24 protein-coding genes and 3 pseudogenes are annotated in these 17,193 nt (G+C 50.4%); 10 read left to right on the forward strand and 17 right to left on the reverse strand.

Features of this window, described 5'->3' with window-relative positions:
• Positions 1-209: 209 nt before the first annotated feature.
• Both B1H58_RS18990 and B1H58_RS18995 read left to right on the forward strand, forming a co-directional pair.
• Positions 210-806, forward strand: a complete 597-nt coding sequence (locus B1H58_RS18990; protein WP_085071994.1) for an NAD(P)H-dependent oxidoreductase — start codon at positions 210-212, stop codon at positions 804-806.
• A complete protein-coding gene (locus B1H58_RS18995; protein ID WP_085071995.1) occupies positions 803-1,390 on the forward strand; it encodes a TetR/AcrR family transcriptional regulator in 588 nt (195 codons plus the stop codon). The genes B1H58_RS18990 and B1H58_RS18995 overlap by 4 nt, the downstream gene beginning before the upstream one ends.
• Before the next feature lie 85 nt (positions 1,391-1,475).
• Here the strand turns inward: B1H58_RS18995 and srlR are convergent, their stop codons facing one another.
• The 8 genes and pseudogenes from srlR to B1H58_RS19030 form a co-directional block, all read right to left on the reverse strand.
• On the reverse strand, positions 1,476-2,243 hold the full coding sequence (gene srlR / locus B1H58_RS19000; protein ID WP_085071996.1) for a glucitol operon DNA-binding transcriptional repressor SrlR: 768 nt from the start codon (positions 2,241-2,243) through the stop codon (positions 1,476-1,478).
• A gap of 87 nt (positions 2,244-2,330) precedes the next feature.
• Entirely contained in the window at positions 2,331-2,696 is a 366-nt protein-coding gene (gene gutM, locus B1H58_RS19005; RefSeq protein WP_085071997.1) for a transcriptional regulator GutM, read from the reverse strand.
• Between the two features lie 44 nt (positions 2,697-2,740).
• Entirely contained in the window at positions 2,741-3,520 is a 780-nt protein-coding gene (gene srlD, locus B1H58_RS19010; protein ID WP_085071998.1) for a sorbitol-6-phosphate dehydrogenase, read from the reverse strand.
• 13 nt (positions 3,521-3,533) lie between these two features.
• The gene (locus B1H58_RS19015; protein WP_085071999.1) at positions 3,534-3,902 is read right to left on the reverse strand and encodes a PTS glucitol/sorbitol transporter subunit IIA; all 369 of its coding nucleotides are present in this window, start codon (positions 3,900-3,902) and stop codon (positions 3,534-3,536) included.
• Positions 3,903-3,916: 14 nt separating this feature from the next.
• A pseudogene (srlE, locus tag B1H58_RS19020) lies at positions 3,917-4,684 on the reverse strand (PTS glucitol/sorbitol transporter subunit IIB); the annotation flags it as partial.
• Between the two features lie 95 nt (positions 4,685-4,779).
• Positions 4,780-4,905 (reverse strand): annotated as a pseudogene (srlE, locus tag B1H58_RS21335) (PTS glucitol/sorbitol transporter subunit IIB); the annotation flags it as partial.
• A gap of 14 nt (positions 4,906-4,919) precedes the next feature.
• Complete coding sequence (srlA, locus tag B1H58_RS19025; RefSeq protein WP_085072000.1) at positions 4,920-5,468, reverse strand: PTS glucitol/sorbitol transporter subunit IIC; 549 nt, start codon at positions 5,466-5,468, stop codon at positions 4,920-4,922.
• Positions 5,469-5,810: 342 nt separating this feature from the next.
• A complete protein-coding gene (locus B1H58_RS19030; RefSeq protein WP_085072001.1) occupies positions 5,811-6,683 on the reverse strand; it encodes a LysR family transcriptional regulator in 873 nt (290 codons plus the stop codon).
• Between the two features lie 144 nt (positions 6,684-6,827).
• On the opposite strand from B1H58_RS19030, the gene B1H58_RS19035 reads away from it, so the two are divergent.
• Positions 6,828-7,703, forward strand: coding sequence for a DMT family transporter (locus tag B1H58_RS19035; RefSeq protein WP_085072002.1), 876 nt, complete (start codon positions 6,828-6,830; stop codon positions 7,701-7,703).
• 16 nt (positions 7,704-7,719) lie between these two features.
• Here B1H58_RS19035 and B1H58_RS19040 read toward each other — a convergent pair.
• A pseudogene (locus B1H58_RS19040) lies at positions 7,720-8,353 on the reverse strand (AraC family transcriptional regulator).
• On the opposite strand from B1H58_RS19040, the gene B1H58_RS19045 reads away from it, so the two are divergent.
• Positions 8,259-8,987: an SDR family oxidoreductase gene (locus tag B1H58_RS19045; protein WP_085072003.1), complete on the forward strand. Its 729-nt coding sequence runs from the start codon at positions 8,259-8,261 to the stop codon at positions 8,985-8,987. The pseudogene B1H58_RS19040 and the gene B1H58_RS19045 overlap by 95 nt on opposite strands.
• 248 nt (positions 8,988-9,235) lie before the next feature.
• Positions 9,236-9,802 (forward strand): C40 family peptidase, encoded by a 567-nt coding sequence (locus tag B1H58_RS19050; RefSeq protein ID WP_085072004.1) that lies wholly within the window; start codon positions 9,236-9,238, stop codon positions 9,800-9,802.
• An 80-nt stretch (positions 9,803-9,882) separates the two neighbouring features.
• Here the strand turns inward: B1H58_RS19050 and B1H58_RS19055 are convergent, their stop codons facing one another.
• Positions 9,883-10,203 (reverse strand): AzlD domain-containing protein, encoded by a 321-nt coding sequence (locus B1H58_RS19055; RefSeq protein WP_208615363.1) that lies wholly within the window; start codon positions 10,201-10,203, stop codon positions 9,883-9,885.
• Positions 10,203-10,868, reverse strand: coding sequence for an AzlC family ABC transporter permease (locus B1H58_RS19060; protein WP_085072006.1), 666 nt, complete (start codon positions 10,866-10,868; stop codon positions 10,203-10,205). The genes B1H58_RS19055 and B1H58_RS19060 overlap by 1 nt, the downstream gene beginning before the upstream one ends.
• Positions 10,869-10,960: 92 nt before the next feature.
• Between B1H58_RS19060 and B1H58_RS19065 the strand changes: the two genes are divergently transcribed.
• Positions 10,961-11,509 (forward strand): helix-turn-helix domain-containing protein, encoded by a 549-nt coding sequence (locus B1H58_RS19065; protein ID WP_085072007.1) that lies wholly within the window; start codon positions 10,961-10,963, stop codon positions 11,507-11,509.
• Positions 11,510-11,553: 44 nt separating this feature from the next.
• Here B1H58_RS19065 and umuD read toward each other — a convergent pair whose 3' ends face one another.
• Positions 11,554-11,973 (reverse strand): translesion error-prone DNA polymerase V autoproteolytic subunit, encoded by a 420-nt coding sequence (gene umuD / locus B1H58_RS19070; protein WP_085072008.1) that lies wholly within the window; start codon positions 11,971-11,973, stop codon positions 11,554-11,556.
• Positions 11,974-12,323: 350 nt separating this feature from the next.
• Here umuD and B1H58_RS19075 point away from each other — a divergent pair, with 350 nt between their 5' ends.
• Entirely contained in the window at positions 12,324-12,566 is a 243-nt protein-coding gene (locus tag B1H58_RS19075) for a helix-turn-helix domain-containing protein (RefSeq protein ID WP_085072009.1), read from the forward strand.
• Positions 12,567-12,725: 159 nt separating this feature from the next.
• On the opposite strand, the gene B1H58_RS19080 is transcribed toward B1H58_RS19075, so the two are convergent.
• The gene (locus B1H58_RS19080; RefSeq protein ID WP_085072010.1) at positions 12,726-12,992 is read right to left on the reverse strand and encodes a DksA/TraR family C4-type zinc finger protein; all 267 of its coding nucleotides are present in this window, start codon (positions 12,990-12,992) and stop codon (positions 12,726-12,728) included.
• Between the two features lie 124 nt (positions 12,993-13,116).
• Positions 13,117-13,269 carry a cold shock small protein YmcF gene (gene ymcF, locus B1H58_RS21340; protein WP_418304160.1) on the reverse strand — a complete coding sequence of 51 codons (153 nt, stop codon included), beginning with the start codon at positions 13,267-13,269 and terminating at the stop codon, positions 13,117-13,119.
• A 684-nt stretch (positions 13,270-13,953) separates the two neighbouring features.
• Here ymcF and B1H58_RS21380 point away from each other — a divergent pair.
• On the forward strand, positions 13,954-14,289 hold the full coding sequence (locus tag B1H58_RS21380) for a hypothetical protein (protein WP_472462602.1): 336 nt from the start codon (positions 13,954-13,956) through the stop codon (positions 14,287-14,289).
• A 219-nt stretch (positions 14,290-14,508) separates the two neighbouring features.
• Here B1H58_RS21380 and B1H58_RS20755 read toward each other — a convergent pair whose 3' ends face one another.
• Positions 14,509-14,862, reverse strand: a complete 354-nt coding sequence (locus B1H58_RS20755) for an anti-adapter protein iraM (protein ID WP_157130215.1) — start codon at positions 14,860-14,862, stop codon at positions 14,509-14,511.
• A 667-nt stretch (positions 14,863-15,529) separates the two neighbouring features.
• Between B1H58_RS20755 and B1H58_RS19085 the strand changes: the two genes are divergently transcribed.
• A complete protein-coding gene (locus tag B1H58_RS19085) occupies positions 15,530-15,775 on the forward strand; it encodes a biofilm development regulator YmgB/AriR family protein (protein WP_085072011.1) in 246 nt (81 codons plus the stop codon).
• A gap of 166 nt (positions 15,776-15,941) precedes the next feature.
• Here B1H58_RS19085 and B1H58_RS19090 read toward each other — a convergent pair whose 3' ends face one another.
• Complete coding sequence (locus B1H58_RS19090) at positions 15,942-16,172, reverse strand: DUF1272 domain-containing protein (RefSeq protein WP_085072012.1); 231 nt, start codon at positions 16,170-16,172, stop codon at positions 15,942-15,944.
• Between B1H58_RS19090 and B1H58_RS20865 the strand changes: the two genes are divergently transcribed.
• On the forward strand, positions 16,063-16,302 hold the full coding sequence (locus B1H58_RS20865; protein ID WP_167373274.1) for a hypothetical protein: 240 nt from the start codon (positions 16,063-16,065) through the stop codon (positions 16,300-16,302). The two genes, B1H58_RS19090 and B1H58_RS20865, sit on opposite strands and share 110 nt — an antisense overlap.
• Before the next feature lie 22 nt (positions 16,303-16,324).
• Here the strand turns inward: B1H58_RS20865 and B1H58_RS19095 are convergent, their stop codons facing one another.
• Positions 16,325-17,182 carry a manganese catalase family protein gene (locus B1H58_RS19095; RefSeq protein WP_085072013.1) on the reverse strand — a complete coding sequence of 286 codons (858 nt, stop codon included), beginning with the start codon at positions 17,180-17,182 and terminating at the stop codon, positions 16,325-16,327.
• Between the last annotated feature and the right edge of the window lie 11 nt (positions 17,183-17,193).

The raw sequence follows: 17,193 nt of genomic DNA on the forward strand, positions 1-17,193 counted from the left end.
ATCGTGAAATAAGTGATAACGGCGTGCAACAGAAATTTTACGCACGGTCATAGGGAATTATGATTGTTTGAATTCCATCAAAGATCGCGCTGGCGCTTATTTTATCTGCAACGCTAAAGCCGGACAGAAACGCGCTTGCCAGACGTGCGGCATTAACCTACCATTAGTAAGTTACTGTTAGTAGGTAAACTGAAAATGAGGTCATTGATATGCACGCACTGATCGTTTCTGCCCATCCCGATAGTCAGTCACATACCCAGGCGATAGCTTCACAGGTGGCCCATGGCGTTGCCGCCAGCGGCATACATACTTTTGAGCAGGTCAACCTCGCTGCGGAGCAGTTCGATCCGCGTTTCAGCCAGGCTGACTATGAGCAGTTTAAACATGGCTCGCCATTACCTGCTGATGTGCTGGCCGAACAGCAGCGGCTAAACCGTGCTAATGCGCTGGTGCTGGTCTATCCCGTTTACTGGTGGTCATTTCCGGCACAGCTAAAAGGCTGGATCGACCGGGTATTTACCCATGGCTGGGCATATGAAGAAGCCGGGGATAAGGTCATCGGAAAGCTTGGACATCTGCAGGTGCATCTTCTGGCGCTGGGCGCAGCCACCCCGCGCACTTATCTCCGTCGCGGTTATTTCAGCAGCATGCGCACTCAAATTGACCTGGGTATTTTTGGCTACTGCGGCGCGCCGGTGATAACCAGCGAACTGCTGTTGCCTGCTGATGAAAACTATCCCGACGCACATTACACCCTGGCCTATAATCTTGGCCGACAGTTGTTTGAACAGAAGGAAAAGATATGAATCAGGCTCCACGCCAGCGTATGACTCATCAGGCCAGACGACAGCAGCTGTTAACCGTTGCATGGGATCTGATACGCCAGGAAGGCACCGATGCGCTTACGCTGGGCCGCGTGGCTGAAGAAGCAGGCGTCAGCAAGCCGGTAGTGTACGATCACTTCAGTACGCGTCACGGCTTGCTGGCTGCGCTGTACGAAGATTTTGATATTCGTCAGAACGCGCTTTTCGATGCGGCTATGGCGGCGGCGGGCGACAGGCTACAGGACAAAGCTGCGGTGGTGGCCGCCAGCTATGTGAATTGTGTGCTGACGCAGGGGCGCGAAATTCCTGATGTTCTCTCTGCGCTGGACAGCACCCCGGAGCTTGCCGAGGTTAAGCGCCAGTATCAGCTCGATTTTATCGAAAAGTTTCGCGGCTGGTTTGCAGCGTTTGTTGCGCCCTCCGGCATTCCTCTGGCTACCATGTGGGGATTGCTGGGGGCGGCAGATGCCATTTCCAGTGCAGTGATCTGTGGTGATATCAGCCAGCAGGAAGGATTGCAGGAGCTTACTGCACTGATTATCACGACGATCGAACGCAGCCGCTAACGCATCATTGCCTGCTCATCGGGGCACAGGGTTAAATACTCTCCCTTCTCATTGGGTCGCGCCCCGGTAAATTCATGCGAACAGATTAGTCGTCTGCGACGATAATCACCTCAATCCCCTTCGCTTCCAGCTGCGCCGCAATATCCGGGGGGATATCGCTGTCGGTGATCAACACATCGACAGCATCCAGGCTGCACACCACGTTCGGACTGCGGCGACCAAATTTTGAGGCGTCGACCAGCAGGACGATTTTCCTGGCGGCGTGACACATCGCCTGGCTGACGGCAAACACTTCATTGAATGTTGTGACCCCGGCGCTCATATCCACGCCGTCGGCGCCAATAAACAGCGTATCGAAGCTGAATTTGGTGAAAGCGGATTCCGCGAGGCTGCCGTGGAAAGAGGCGGATGTGCTGCGATAGGTGCCGCCAGGCATAAGAATGACCTGATCGTTGTCCAGCTCCACCAGCTCATTGACAATGCTCAGGCTGTTGGTCATCACGGTAATATTATTGAAACGCGCCAGATGCGGCACCATTTGCAGAACGGTACTGCCGGCATCAAAAATAAGCGAGTCGCCTTCGCTGATAAGTGAAGCGGCACGTGCGGCGATACGCTTTTTCTTTTCTGTATTAATAAGCGTTTTTCTGTCGATAGGCTGATCTCCTTCATCGCGGTTCAGCATCACGCCGCCATAGGTTCGTATTACGGCCCCTTCCTGCTGGAGCCGCGTCAAGTCCTTGCGGATGGTGGTTCCGGTGGTATTAAAATGGGCAATCAACGCTTCTACGGTTGTTCGGCCGTGCTGCTGCAGATATTCAAGGATTTGCGCCTGACGCTGTATCGGTTTCATAAAGAGGTCCTTTTCAGTTTCTGAACTTCCTCATCATCCCGGACGTCTTGACTCGCGATGCAAAGGAATAATCTTTCAGAATGAAAGTTAACATCTTTTATTTGAAATAGCTAACGTCAGCGCCTCGCGCAGCGCCTTATTCCCAGGAAAGAGGGTTTCAGGATGCAGTTCGCTGAGCGTTTTGCCGGTCAGTGCGTTCTCGCTGTACGGACGTGCAAACACCGTCAATCCCTTCATTACGAAATTACCGGTGATTCGGCCCTCATTACTGACCGCCAGTGCCAGAATGATACGCGGCTTAAAACGCCCGGCCGAGCGACCAATGCATATCTGTCCGCTCTTTGAAAGCGTCCCGATCGCCTGATTGAAACGGTTAATTTGCTGCCAGCCCAGCGCGATCTGGCCAATCCAGGCAGCGGCTGCCATGCAGATTAGTGCATTTACAGGATCCATCTTTTTTCCTCTGTAACCGGCAGCCTGCGCTGCCGGTTCCCTTGTCAGAACATCACCTGTCCGCCGGTAATGTTAATAGACTGCCCGGTGCAGTAAGCGGCTTTATCACTTGCGTAGAACAGCAGAACATTAAGCACATCCTCATAATCACATCCACGCTTCAGCGGCACCTTATCGATATAGTGCTGCTCTACCTGATCGGGTCTGATACCCAGCTTCTCCGCATATTGCGGCAGCAAAGACTGGAACATCGGCGACTTAAGCAGGTTGCCCAGCATCAGTGAGTGAACGGTGATGCCATATTCAGCCAGGTCGAGCGCCAGCGACTGTGTCAGCCCGACGCCGCCAAACTTGGCCGCGCTGTAGCCGGAATTATGCTTGCTGCCGACTTTGCCCGATTTGGAGTTAATCTGAATGATTCGTCCTTTAATGCCATCTCTGATCATCAACTTTGAGAACTCGCGGGCGCAAAGAAAATAGCCCACCAGATTGACCTGCAGCGACAGGTCAAAATCATTAAGCCCGAATTCCGTAATCGGTGCGGCTTTGGCAATACCTGCGCTGTACAACAGTAAATCCGTTCGGCCAAATCCTTCGTCAACCTGGCGCGCCAGCGCGATCACGCTCTCTTCACTGGTGGCATCGACCTGAAACCCCTGCGCCCGGCCTGCGCCATAACGCTCGTTAATGGTTGCGGCGACCTTGCTGGCATTCCCTTGATTAAGGTCGGCAACCGCCACTTTATAACCGGCCTCCGCCAGCCCCTCGCACAGGTAAGCACCCAGCGTCTGACCACCACCGATGACTACAGCAACCTGATCCATTCTCTTCTCCCGATTATTCACTCAGCATACGAAACTTTTGGCCCGGCTCAATGGATGCCGGCGCGCTGCCGGCAACATGAACGGTGCCGGGAAACTCGGCCTGACTGGCACCGTCAAAACGCACGGTGATATGCCCAAGGTCGCGCAGGTTTTCCCGCGCTACATTGCCAACGGCCGTGACCGGATACTCTCTTTCTCCGATAGCCAGCACGGAACCGGCATCAAATGCGCCACCGTCGTTGATGTCGGTACGGTGAATGAAGCAGTATTCCGCCACATCCTGCGGTGCGCCTTCACCGAAAGTGATAATGAAGTTGTCTTCCAGCGACTCATTCGCACAGGGGCCAACAGAGATAAACGTGGATTCATAAACGGTTTTCATAAGCTCTCCCGCTATTATTGATAGATAAACCCGGATACGGCCCAGGCAAGAAGCACTGACGGCGCGCCGGTAAGGAAACGGCCAACCAGCACCGATGGCACGCCGACACGCACGGTCTCCTGGCGCGCCTCGGCAATCGACAGGCCGACGGGAATAAAGTCGCAGGCCGCCTGTGAATTAATGGCAAACAGCGCCGGTAGCGCGAGATGCGGCGGAATGGTTCCCTGCCCGATCTGCACCCCGACCAGCACGCCAATAACCTGCGCAATGACGGCCCCGGGACCAAGAAACGGTGAAAGCAGAGGGAAAGAGCAGATCAACGCCAGCGTCACCAGGCCGACCGGGCTGTTGGCCAGCGGCGTCAGGCCGTGGGCGATAAAATCCCCCAGGCCGGAGGCCATGATGATGCCTATCAGCGCTGAGACAAACGCCATGAATGGCAGAATGGTTTTCAGTACTGTGTCGATGGTTTCACGACCGGCCTGGAAGAAAACAGCCATAACCGATCCCATCCCCATCCCGACTTTGGCCAGCAGGCCGTCGCTCTGTTCGGTGATTTTTTTACTGGTGTCGTAGTCGCGCCCTTTGCCGAGAGGCGTTGCAACAGGCTGTGATTCAGCGGCTGGCAAAGGCGTGCCGCTGCCGGCCTGAATATCTTCCGGACGAACGCCTGACACGTAGATATCTTCCGTAATGTACTGCGCCAGCGGCCCGGACTTACCGGTGGCATGAATGTTAATAGTGGGAATGCGTCGCTTCGGATAGAGTCCGCAGCGCAGCGTGCCGCCACAGTCGATAACCGCCACGCCAATTTCTTCTGCGGGGGTTCTCCCTCCTTGAAACCATCCACAGCCTCCCAGCCGGTCACCTCTTTCAGCCGGTCAACGATGGCCGGTCGGGTACCTGCCGTAACGTAAACAATCTTTTTCCCGGGCGTAACGGTGATTGTGAGCGGGCCACCCCAGCCACTTTCGCCTTTTTTAACGGTAATGGTGTCAGTCATCTTCTGCTCCGCTCTTATAAACGAACCTGACGGTCGAGTTGTACGCCCATCTTTCTTTCAAAAATGGTGGTGGTGAGATCGGTAATCCAGCCCCTGAAAAAGTTGGTCACTATGCCGACAAGCAGATAGCTTACGGCCAGCGGCCCCAGCGGCAGGCCAAGCGTTGTCAGTCCGTTGGCAATCCCCAGGTAAACAAACAGCTCGCCGGGGTTGATGTGTGGAAACAGACCGTTCATTGAGTGACAACTGTAGGAAGCGGCAGCGTAATAGCTCGGTTTGTATTTTTCCGGCATAAACTTGCCAAGGCTGTGCGTCATGGGATTACAGAAGACAAACGTGCCGATAACGGGCAGGAGCAGATAACGAGAAACCGGATTACCGGCGCAGCGCTGTGCAAGCGCTTCAATGCGACGCTGCCCGACAAAAACGATCAGCGCATTCATAACCACCAGCAGGCTGATCAGCAAAGGAAGAATATCGGTGACCATCCCGATGAAAACTTCGCCCCCTTTCTGAAAGAGCCCAATAAACCACTCGGCTCCATGTGTGATGCTTTCAATCATGTTGCAACCCCTTCACCTGGAAAACAGAAATAACTTCTTGTTCACTGCGATAACAAGGTAGATCGAAAATGAAACAATAAAAGATATGGAGATCACATAATGATTATAAAATCTTTCATAATGAAAGAATAAATGAAAGATAAAATCTTTCATTTAGCGAGGTGTGTGATGGATTATGACGTCAGTACCCAGCCAGCACTGTAGAAAATTTACGCCTGGCAACAGGTATGAATGATCAGGATTGAGCGATAAAGAGAGGAATTGGCGGAAAGAAACCTGCCGACAGCGGATGCCCTCGCCTGTCAGAACGCAAGGCGGTTTTAATCAGATTGCTGTTAAAGCCTATGGCTTTCTGTAATCCAGGTAGTCAATGAATTGTTTCACTGCACGCGAAGTGGTTTTTTTATTTCGGAAAGCGAGGCCAATATCACGACAGGGTGATATGTCGATTTTTCGGGTAACGACACGATAAGGAACATTTCTGAGAATAAGCGCCGGTAAGATGCTGACGCCCAGCTTTTTTTCTACCATAGCCATAACGGCGTAATCATCCCATAACGTAAACCTTACGCGCGGTACCAGACCAGATGCGCTGAATATCTCGGATATTTCAGTATTCTTTCCCTTTTCAAGCAGAATGAAAGGTTCCTGGCATAAAGAGGCAACCGGAACCGCATCATACGCTGAAAGCGCATGCCCCTCAGGAAGCACTACCAGATATTCATCTTTCTCAAGAAAAAGGGTTTCAAAGGCAGGTGAAGCCGGTAAACGTGTGAAACCACAGTCCACCCGCCCTTCAGCGATCCAGCCCTCAATTTCCGTATAGTCCCCCAGCAACAGTTCAAAATCGATATTGGGATAATCTTCCTGAAACGCTTTCAGAATATCAGGTAACCAGTGGGTAGCGACGCTGGAAAAAGTGCCAATACGAATAATTCCCGACTGCAGTCCATTGAGCGCATCAACTTCTGCCTGAAGCTTCTGATACTCCTCACAGACATTTTTGGCAAAAGGCAAAAGCTTGATACCGTCGGAAGTTAGCCGCACACCCGTCCGGCTGCGCTCAAACAGGGTGACGTTCCACTCCTTTTCCAGATCATTAATCATCCGGCTAATCCCTGACTGAGAATAAAACAGTTTTTCCGCCGCTCTGGTAAAGCTTTCCAGCTCTACCACTTTCAGGAAAGCCTTATATTTTTGGATGTTTACGTCCATGAATGCGTCGTTTCATCTGAATTTGTCATGCTTTGCATGCTAAACATTCGTTTTTGTAATTTCAACTGGGGTGATAAATTCCAGATAAAAGCACGCCGGGAACGGTGCGCGCCGATATAAAATAAGCAAGGAAAACAGTTAATTATGCCGATAAATAAAACAACCATTGCCTCGCAGAGCGCAACGTCCGGCTTTGTACTGCTCTGGGGCTGCGCTGCTATTTTTACCCGGCTGGGTCTGGATAACGCATCGCCGTTAGCGCTACTGATTTTCCGTTTTGCTATTGCTCTTGCCACGCTACTGCTTATCGGCTGCTTTCGCCGACGGTGGCTGCCGGAAAAAGGCACCCGCCGCCAGGCGGCGCTGACCGGACTGATGCTTATCGGTGGCTATTCGATCTGTTATTTCCAGGCGATGGCGTACGGCGTTACGCCCGGCCTGATTGCCACCATTATGGGAATTCAGCCCATTCTCACGCTGTGCATTGTGGAACGCAGGATGCAGGGATTGCGATTTTTTGGCCTGTGCGTGGCGCTTTCAGGCCTGGTGCTGCTGGTCTGGCGCAGCCTGTCCGCCTCTCATCTGCCCGCAGCCGGCATTCTTTTTGCTCTGGCCGCCCTGCTGTTTATGACATTCGGCGCCATTATGCAAAAGAAAACGCGCCAGGCACCCGCTGACGTGCTTCCCCTGCAGTACGGGATCGGGCTGTTGCTGTGCCTCTTTCTACTGCCGCTGGGGACATTCCAGGTAAGCTTTAACCAGGCGTTCTTTATCTCTGTATTGTTTCTGGGCGTATTGATTTCGGTAGTGGCACAGTTGCTGCTGTACCGCCTGCTTAACGCCGGCAGTATTGTTAACGTGACGAGCCTGTTTTATCTGGTGCCGGTGATCACTGCCGTGCTGGATTATTTCCTGTTGGGCAATGCGCTGCCCTGGTCAGGCATGGTCGGTATGGTTGCCATCCTGCTGGGGATTATGATGGTATTCCGTGCTCCACGCGCGCAAGAGACTGAAGCGTAGCCTTGATCCCCGCTTATTAATGGGAAATCGCCTGTCTTTCCAGCCCGGCAGGCGGTAATAAAGCAAGGGCCTGTTTCATCCGACGAGTCTCGTCGCCTGGGCTACGACCAAAGAAACGACGAAATTCGCGGTTAAACTGCGATGCGCTTTCATAGCCTACCTGCAGCGCAGTTTTTGCAGCGGGAAGATTGCTGCGTATCATCATCAGCCGGGCCTGATGTAGCCTGACAGATTTAATGTACTGTATCGGCGATGTGTGGGTAATCGCCTTGAAATGAATATGAAAACGCGGCACGCTCATTCCTGCTTTTTCCGCCAGCATGGGCACGTTTAACGGGCAGAAGCTCCGTCGCCAGCGCCAGGTTAAGCTTCACCGCCACGGCCAGCATCGGCTCTTCCGGCGTCGCTTCTGTTTCTGAAGAAAAAGGTAAAGGCACCGAGAGCACCAGAAACTGCTGCGCATCATAGTGCCAGATGCGATCGGCGAGATAGCCTCGCTTACGTCCCTGACAAACAATAATAATGCTGGGTTCATAGAGCACTGGCGTACGTTCAATGGGCTGGTCTGCACGCATAAAACGCACCTCCTCCAGCAGCGGTATCGGTGAAGCAACTGCCCGCCTGCTGGCAGCTGAAGGCCATATGCTGATTGTAGGCGCACGCCGTCTCGATCGTCTTGAAACGCTGTGCGCCGAACTGCGCGCCGAAGGGAGAAACATTGATGCGTTGCAGTGTGACGTGCTGGAGCGTAGCGCGCTGCAGCGGTTGGCCGATCTGGCCATGGAAAAATATGGCCGCATCGATGTGCTGATTAATAACGCGGGGGTGATGCCGCTGTCGCCGCTGTCAGCGCTGAAAGTAGAGGAATGGGAGCTGACGCTGGATGTTAACGTGCGCGGAGTGCTGTATGGCATTGCAGCGGTGCTTCCGGCTATGCAGGCGCAGGCGTACGGCCATATTATCAATGTAGCCTCCATTGGCGCTCACAGCGTCTCGCCCACCGCTGCCGTTTATTGCGCCAGCAAATATGCTGTTCGCGCCATCTCTGACGGGCTGCGGCAGGAAACCGATAAAATTCGGGTAACGGTGATCTCGCCGGGCGTGGTTGAGTCGGAGCTGGCCGATATTATCAGCGATGACACAGCGCGCCAGGCGATGCAGACGTTTCGTCAAATTGCGCTGCAGCCAGAGAGCATTGCCCGCGCAATGTCATATGCCATCGCTCAGCCTGATGAGGTGGACGTGAGTGAAATCATTGTGCGTCCTACTGCCAGCCCTTACTAATCTCACGCGCCGTTGCCAAACGCAGGCGTATTGTCCGGTAGCGAGCAGTTTGTTTGTGCTGAATGTGTAACATAATTTTAGCGACACAAAGCGCTAATGCAGCAGAAAAGCTGTAAAACCGGCGCTTTCCGGCCGGTTTCCAGTAAATTAACGTAAAAAGAAAAAGTTAAGTTTCTGGGTAGCGCTTCTTTCAGTTATAAAACAGAATATTCAGCACTTTTCCCCTTCCTGGAGCGCGCTAATCTAAAATGAATCGCAAACTGGCTCAAACGTTATTGCTTGTCTCTTTTATTGCTCTTGCCGGTTGTTCTTCATCTCCGGGGAAAAACTCAGCAACAGCACAGGATTCTGCCGATGCCAGCGCGCAAGGCGAGCAGGCTGATTTGATTCCGGTGATTGCGGCCCTGCACGATCAAATGCATACCTGGCACGGCACGCCTTATGAATGGGGCGGCACGAAATTATCAGGCGTGGATTGCTCAGGCTTTGTCTGGAGAACATTAAAAGATCGCTTTAACTTACCGGTTGAGCGGCTCACTACGCGCGATCTTATTCATATGGGCACGCACGTTAAGCCAACGCAATTGCGCCCCGGTGATTTAGTTTTCTTCCGCATCAATGGCGGAATGCATGTCGGCTTTTATGATACTGACCGGCATTTCCTGCATGCTTCCACCAGTAAAGGCGTGATTCGCTCCTCGCTGGACAACCCTTACTGGCAGTCCGTTTTTTATCAGGCGCGTCGGTTGAATAAAGAATATGACGCTGGCATCAGCTTAAATAATGACGGCATGAGCTTAAGCAAAAGAAACTAACCTGTTTATCTCCGGCGCGGCGGCGTAAACATAACGCTGTTTCCGCGCCGCTGATTTCCTGTGCCTGGTTTACGCTTGCTTTACATCACACCCACATAGCGCATCAGGGCGGTCACCAGCCCGGCACTGATAATCACCAGAATCAGTGGCACTTTACGCCAGGCGAGAAACAGCGCCACCAGTACGCCAGCCAGACGCGCATACCCGGCAAACGCTTGTCCGTTAAACAGCGTGGCGGTGGCGGCAACGGCCAGCAGCAGCACAATAGCCGCATCGGATAACAACATCCGGGTGCGTTCAGATAGCGCCAGTCGACTGCCCAGCTTATAGCCAGCAAAACGCATTAACCAGGTGCCTGCGGCAAGCAGAGCGATGCCGCCGATTGTCATCGTTGCTGGCATCATTTTCTGTTCCTCCACGCCAGCAGTCCTGACAGGGAAAAGAGTACCGGCATACCCACCGGCACCCACGGTAACGTCGCCAGTGCAACCACCGCGCCCGTCGCAGCAGGAATTAACACTCGCCGATGCCGCAGCGCCGGAAAAATCAGCGCAATCAGGATGGCCGGAAAAACGGCATCCAGCCCGATAGCGTCGGTATCCGGGATCCACTGCCCAACCACCGTTCCCAGCATGACACTGAGCGGCCAGCAGAAGGCGATGCCAAGCCCGCAGAACCAGTAGGCAGCCCGGCGCTCCACATACTTGCGCTGAGAAATACCAAACACCACGCTTTCATCATTCATAATGTGACAACCCAGCCAGCTAAGGTATTTACGTCCTACCAGATCTTTAACGGCAATGCCAAAAGGCAGATGACGGGCGTTCACCAGCAGGCCTGCGGCGGCGGCAGTAAAGGGGCTGCCGCCGCCTGCAATAATGCCGATAAACATAAACTCCGATGCGCCAGCAAGCACTAAAACCGAGAGCGTCATCGGTACCCAAAAGGGAAAGCCTTCGGCAATAGCCAACGAGCCGTAGGAAAGCCCGACCAGCGCATCGGCCAGGCAAACCAGCGCGATAGCTTTGAACACATCATTTTTGAGTAAGAACCGACGTCGAGCCATAATCCCTTTTCCATATCAAACGAATGTTCGTTATAATGAACACCTCCGGAACGTTTTACAAGATGAACGATCGTTCGATACAGGACAAGAGAGTGACCCAACCCATTACGATTATTGCTGAAGGACTGGTGCGTGAACGGCATAGAGCCGGTCTCTCGCTGGCAGAAGTAGCGCGCCGCGCCGGCATTGCCAAATCTACGCTTTCTCAGCTTGAGGCAGGCACCGGTAATCCCAGCCTTGAGACGCTCTGGGCGCTGTGTGTCGCTTTGGATATTCCTTTTGCCCGTCTGATGGAGCCGCAAGTTAATCAGATGCAGGTTATTCGTCGGGGTGAAGGGCCAACGGTTACCGCCGAGCTGGCCGATTATAAAGCAATTCTGCTTGCCACCTGTCCGCCAGGCGCACGCCGGGACGTCTATTTACTGATGACGCAGCCTGGCTCTGAGCGCCTTTCCAGCCCGCATTCGCTGGGTTCGGTTGAGCATATTATTATTGCTCAGGGACGTGCGCTGGTGGGGCTGAGCGGCTCGCCGGTAGAGCTAAACGTCGGTGACTATATCTCTTATCCGGCGGACCAGGAGCATATTTTCCGGGCGCTGGAACCCGATACGCTCGCGATACTGGTATCTGAACAAAACTGACGCACAGGGGCTGCGTGGCTGGCAACAAGTGGTTTGCCCTGGGTCTATTTCACCGCTTTAATGGTAAAGGTGACCACGCCAAAGATTTGCAGCCCCTCTTCGCTGTTCAAAACAATAGGCCGATAAGCCGGATTCATCGGCACCAGTTGCACGCGCGGCCGCAGCTGAAGTTTTTTTACAGTAAACTCTCCTTCCACTGCCGCCACCACAATATCGCCGTGCTCTGGCGTTAGCGAACAATCCACCACCAGCATATCGCCATCACTGATGCCGCCCTCGATCATTGAATCGCCGCTTACCCTGACAAAATAGGTTGCGCTGGGTCGCTGCACTAACAGATCGTTAAGATCAAGACGCTGTTCAATATAATCCTGCGCCGGAGAAGGAAAACCACATGCTACCCGCTCTATAAACAGCGGCAAATGCAAAATAGCGCGCAGTTCAGCAGGCCTGATGAAATCCATAACAAATAACCCTGATAAACACTGTATATAATTACAGTAAACGTAACAGGTGGTTTCGATCAAGCGCAGCGGGAATATTTTACAAAAAACAGAGGGGCTATTTACTTCAAACGCAGCGCGTAAAGGTGAAGATCGCCTTTCACAAATGATAGATTTTTTTACCGCTTCGCTAAATCCTCTGTTTTTTTCAGCATTAACTGAAATTTTAAATTTGATAACGTTTAAAAACCAGCCAACAATTGTAATATCAATTAATTATAAAACTACAACAATTTAGCTTGCCTTGACACCGGAAGGGTCCGTGTTAATGCTTAGGAAAAAACTTATTATAAATTGTTGTGGAGAATGCGATGCCTCTGAAAGTACTGTCCATGATCCCCGCGACCGGTGCCACCATTAAAACCACGCGTCAGGCAGCAGGTCTGACGCAGGCGGAAGCGGCAGAACGCTTTGATTACAGTTTGCGTGTATGGCAAAAGAAAGAGTCGGAAGCGGAAGCCAGCAAGAACGGAGGACTAAGTCAGGGTGAATATGAACTGCTGCTTTTGCTGGCGGGGAAACATCCCGATTATCTGCTGACGCCAAGAAAATAAGAGATGTTAAAAAATAAGATACATAGCCGGTAAAGGGCGTCAGGCAAGGGTTCTGGGTGGTACGACAGGGAAAAAGAGGCAAAGGGTTGTTGTTTACCCTGTAAAGACAAAGCAATAACCGCAATGATTATTTATCGGTGTATTTTGCCTTCCATACGATTAGCGTAGCTGGCTGTCTTTACTGCCGCGCCGATTATAAAGGCTGAGGTTTTGTTGTTTTTTATCCATCTCACTCTGACAGGCAAGACAAAAGCGTACGCCTTTAAGCGCCTTTCGTCTTGCTTCAGAGATTTCCTCACCACACTCCTGACAGTAACGTTCACTTTCGCCCTGTCCAAGAGCCTGGCGGACCCGTTCTACGCCATCATTGATGGTGCTATCAATCTGTTCATTTACGGCTTCGTCAGAAGCCCAACCGCTGGCCATGATTTCCTCCTGATCTGATGATTAAGATTAAATATGGTTGCAGGTGTCCCACACTTCAAGTCGCCGGGCATCAGTAAAACGCAGAGAACCCGCTTTTCAGGGAAAGGACCACAAAAGAAACGATTCAGGCAGCCTGGGACGTCAGGTAACTTACAAGCATGGGGGATTTACAAAAGATGCAGATGGCACCATGGGGGTTACGCATTGATACGTCGAACAACGAGATACGACATTGATGACCCTGACAACGAGAGCATCGGTATTTAATAGTTAAAATAAGAAAGCCTTAATATTTATTGAGTGATTCACCAGCTTAGCACCCTTCTCTGATGCTGTCTTGTCTCTGACAGTTTTTATTTTTATCGCCCCCTGCCCACAGGTAACGTCAGATCGGATGAGCGCGGCGAAACAGAAAAACAGGGGTCATGCAGTTCAACACGTTGAGACGGAGCATGAAATTAAAAAGGCCACCCAAAGGCGGCCTTAATATCTATTAATTTTTTATAGTTTTTTCCAGAAAAGCGTAGCGCTGTTTCCAGAAAGGTTTCCCTGGTGCGGCAGCCGTATGGCTTTTTGCGCCGAACAGCAAAATGATGCTGTAACGGCGTTGCTGTTGACGGGCACCCTGAACGGCTTTGGGCTGCCCGCAATCAACGAGGTCTATATTCCTTTAAAATAACTTATGTATCAACTCTCTTAAAGTACAGGTATGAGGGCTTTCTAAAAAACTCCTGCCGTTTTGTCCTGCATCTCACTCGTCCTTCTGCATCACTTTTGCACAATAACCACTTATTTCATTTCGCAAAATAATCAATAAGTTAAATCCGGGCTGCTTAAAAGTTGCAATAAATTAACTGATCCTCAAGAAGAACAGTAAATTCTGACTATAATCTTTTGAGTAGAGTCGAGACTCTAACACTCAAAAAGCAGGATTTTTTTGTTGCCGTTTAATGGAGCAGTTATGGTTTGGTATGTACTTGACTCTATTGTCAGCCCCGATTCAGATACCGTATTTTCGCTTGTCAGTTCGCCCTATAATCTGAAGTTTGTTTTATGGTACGGTTCGGAGACTTACCTCTTTCCCGGCGACAGGCTGGAAACAACTGAGAATGGTTTGATAGTTAATGGGCATATTCAGCCTTTTACTATGCTTGATGTTTCTATATTTCGGGCAGTCTATTGGCGAAATCTCTATGACTACAATAAAAGCTGCCCTGGTAATAGCCAGCAACCACCAATCACCTGTGCTTATAAGCATAAGTGCCGAATAACAAAATGCCCTTTCGTTTCACCCTGATCGCGCTTTAACATCTGGCACATAGCGAAAGTCACGTACCTTTTTTCTGCATTAAAAGGTTTATGCTCCGCTATAGCGAGATCTATATCATGTGAGTCAGAGTAGCCGAATTGCTAAAATTTAAGGCCAAAGTTAACTTTAGGGACAACCGCATCTTCCATAATGTATGCCATTAAAAATCAAAAGAACGAGGAAGATTGCCGTTGCCCTGGTATTATTTCATTCCTCCATTGCGGCCAACTTTTCTAATCCGTATGGGCAAGATGCAAAACGACATGTATCGAGACGATGGCAGGCTGAAGGTGGCCGCGTTCCATTTGCCGGGCATCCAGTGCGGCTGGACAGTAAAGCCCAGTTTGCGCGATTAAAAGGAAATACGGTAATAATCTTTACATCGCTGGCTATGCCATTGACCAGTAATTCTTTTCCAGTCGAGGATAGTACATCTCCAGCCTGAACGATCGTCTCTCCCTGATACCAGATAATTAACTTCAGGTTTTTCCTGGTTATAACGCCGCTAAAAACCGTTCCTGTTAAAGGACACATCAGAGAATCCATGACGTTATAATGCATACCGTCCCCTCCCACTTGTAAAAATCCATTAAATATCGCTAACTTAGCAATTCCATGTAACAATGCAGTTATGTTTAACTGTTAGTGAAATAATATTTCACTTTGGTAATGTTTGAAAGGAAAATTCTTACTATTTAAATAAAATTAAACAGAGATCAATAAAACCAGGGTTTATCTAATTAAGTTTCTTTAGTAGAGAAAAAATGACGCTTAAGGACAGAACTTGACATTAATTAAGCAACATATTCTGCATAATTTATTTTCATAAAATTCACGCTATTAAAAAGAAATAACCTTTAAAACATCTTTGCCCCCGGTTAATCAGGGGATTACGCTTTCCTGAATTAACAACAAACAACTTAAATAAAATCAATAAATTTGCGGAAACTAATCCTAAGCCATCAAATAGATTAGAAAGCAATTATTAGCAGGCTATATTAATTATCTGCATCAGATATCAGTAAGAAAATTCCTTACTAAAAAATGGATAAATATTGATTTTGCGATATAACTTCAGCATCGGACGATAAAATACCATGTTATAACCCTATAATAGATGTGGGCATTTTGTCGTGATTTGCAGGAGGTTACTTTCAGATAACAAATGTACGCAAGCCATTACTTTTTTTTAACTTTCTAACGATAGATTATTCACCGGAGATGCACTGTGAATCAGGAACAAGCAATTGAAAAGCAGATCGTCAACTACTTTAAACAGTCAGCGACAAAAGAAAGCACTAATGAAGAGGTATTGCGCACGCTGATGGAAAAAATTGCCACCAAAACACATGGACGTAGTGAAAAAAAGATCATTGCCAGCCTGTTAGAAAAGATCGAAACAGAACATGATCGCGACAGGCTTCAGTTCTACCGTCAGGCGCTGGAGCTATTATTACGTGGTGGCAGAAATTAATGCTGCACTGTACCGCAGACAGTTCGCATCATGTTAAAGCAGGTAAAATTAAGGTGTTAGCCGTTATTGCTAACCACACGACTGGATAACAGACAAATAACGGCCTGGCCTGAAGAGCACGGCTACATGCTTATTTATGTGCGATTAACGCAGCCAGAACATGGCTTTAACAGGGCGAGACCACCCTTTTCGTAGCGGCAGGATGAGTGAGTAGTTTATTACGCGGCCTGACAGGTCGACGTACCAGCTCACCTCCGCAGTTAGGGCATTGCTCCTGAAGCCGCACTATGGCGCAGCTGCGACAGAAAGTACATTCAAAAGAGCAGATCATTGCCAGCGGTGATTCCGGTGGCAGATCGCAATCACAACACTCGCAATTTGGTTTTAATTCCAGCATGGCCGCCTCCACAGCGATGATTTCAACCCGTAATGATATTGGCACAGAAGCCAGAAAAAAGAAGCAGCCTCTTCTTTTACAGCAAAAAATAAGGCCACCGGAGGGTGGCCTTGTGCAGCTTGCAAAATGAACAGCAACGATCAACGCTCAGCTTATTTAACCGTGCCTGCTGGCGGCACCGAACCGGAAATCTGCTCATTCTGCGCGCCAGACCCCGGACGGGCTGGCCCCAGTAACGGCTCATCACCAAGGATTTCAGGTTTTTCTTTAGCGGTAAACTGCCCCTTGCCATCATAAGAAGGACCTTCGCTCCAGCGACCTTTTGGCAACGGTTTATCCAGTGACGTGTTCAGGCAATAATAAGAATGCTCTGTTGCCTCATTTTCCTGCGGGAAGCTGTTAGGAATAGGCAGAGAAGCGTTCAGGCCACCCATATCTTCAATCACCGCCAGCCATTGCTGCTGATGCATGGTATCGCGGGCGATCAGGAAGGACAGGAAATCTTTCATGCCTTTATCTTCAGTCATGTTATACAGGCGGGTAGCCAGTACACGCCCTGTCGCCTCGGCCGTGACGTTTGCCAGCATATCTGCCGCAACGTTACCTGAAGCATAGATATGGCTCATATCAAAAGGCATGCCGTTAGCATTTACCGGCATGGCCGCCAGACCTGAAGAAAGAATATGGCGTGGATTCATGCCGCCAAGAATGGCATTAACCACTGGATCTTTGGCTGAGGCTTCCTGATAAGAAAGCGGCGCACCTTCAAGATTCAGCGCGACGGCATAGGCCAGCATTTCGATATGACCCAGCTCTTCCGTGGCGGTAGACATCAGCAGATCCCTGATACGCGCATCGCCGCGCGCGCCCATTGCCTGGAAGAAATACTGCATTGCTACGCGAATTTCGCCTTCTACTCCGCCGATAGCCTGTTGCAGCAGCATCGCGAATTCTGGATCGGGTTTTTCTACTCGTACCGGAAACTGCATTTTTGATGAGTGGTGAAACATATAATCCTCCT

The sequence above is a fragment of the Pantoea alhagi genome, assembly GCF_002101395.1.
Taxonomy (GTDB): domain Bacteria; phylum Pseudomonadota; class Gammaproteobacteria; order Enterobacterales; family Enterobacteriaceae; genus Mixta; species Mixta alhagi.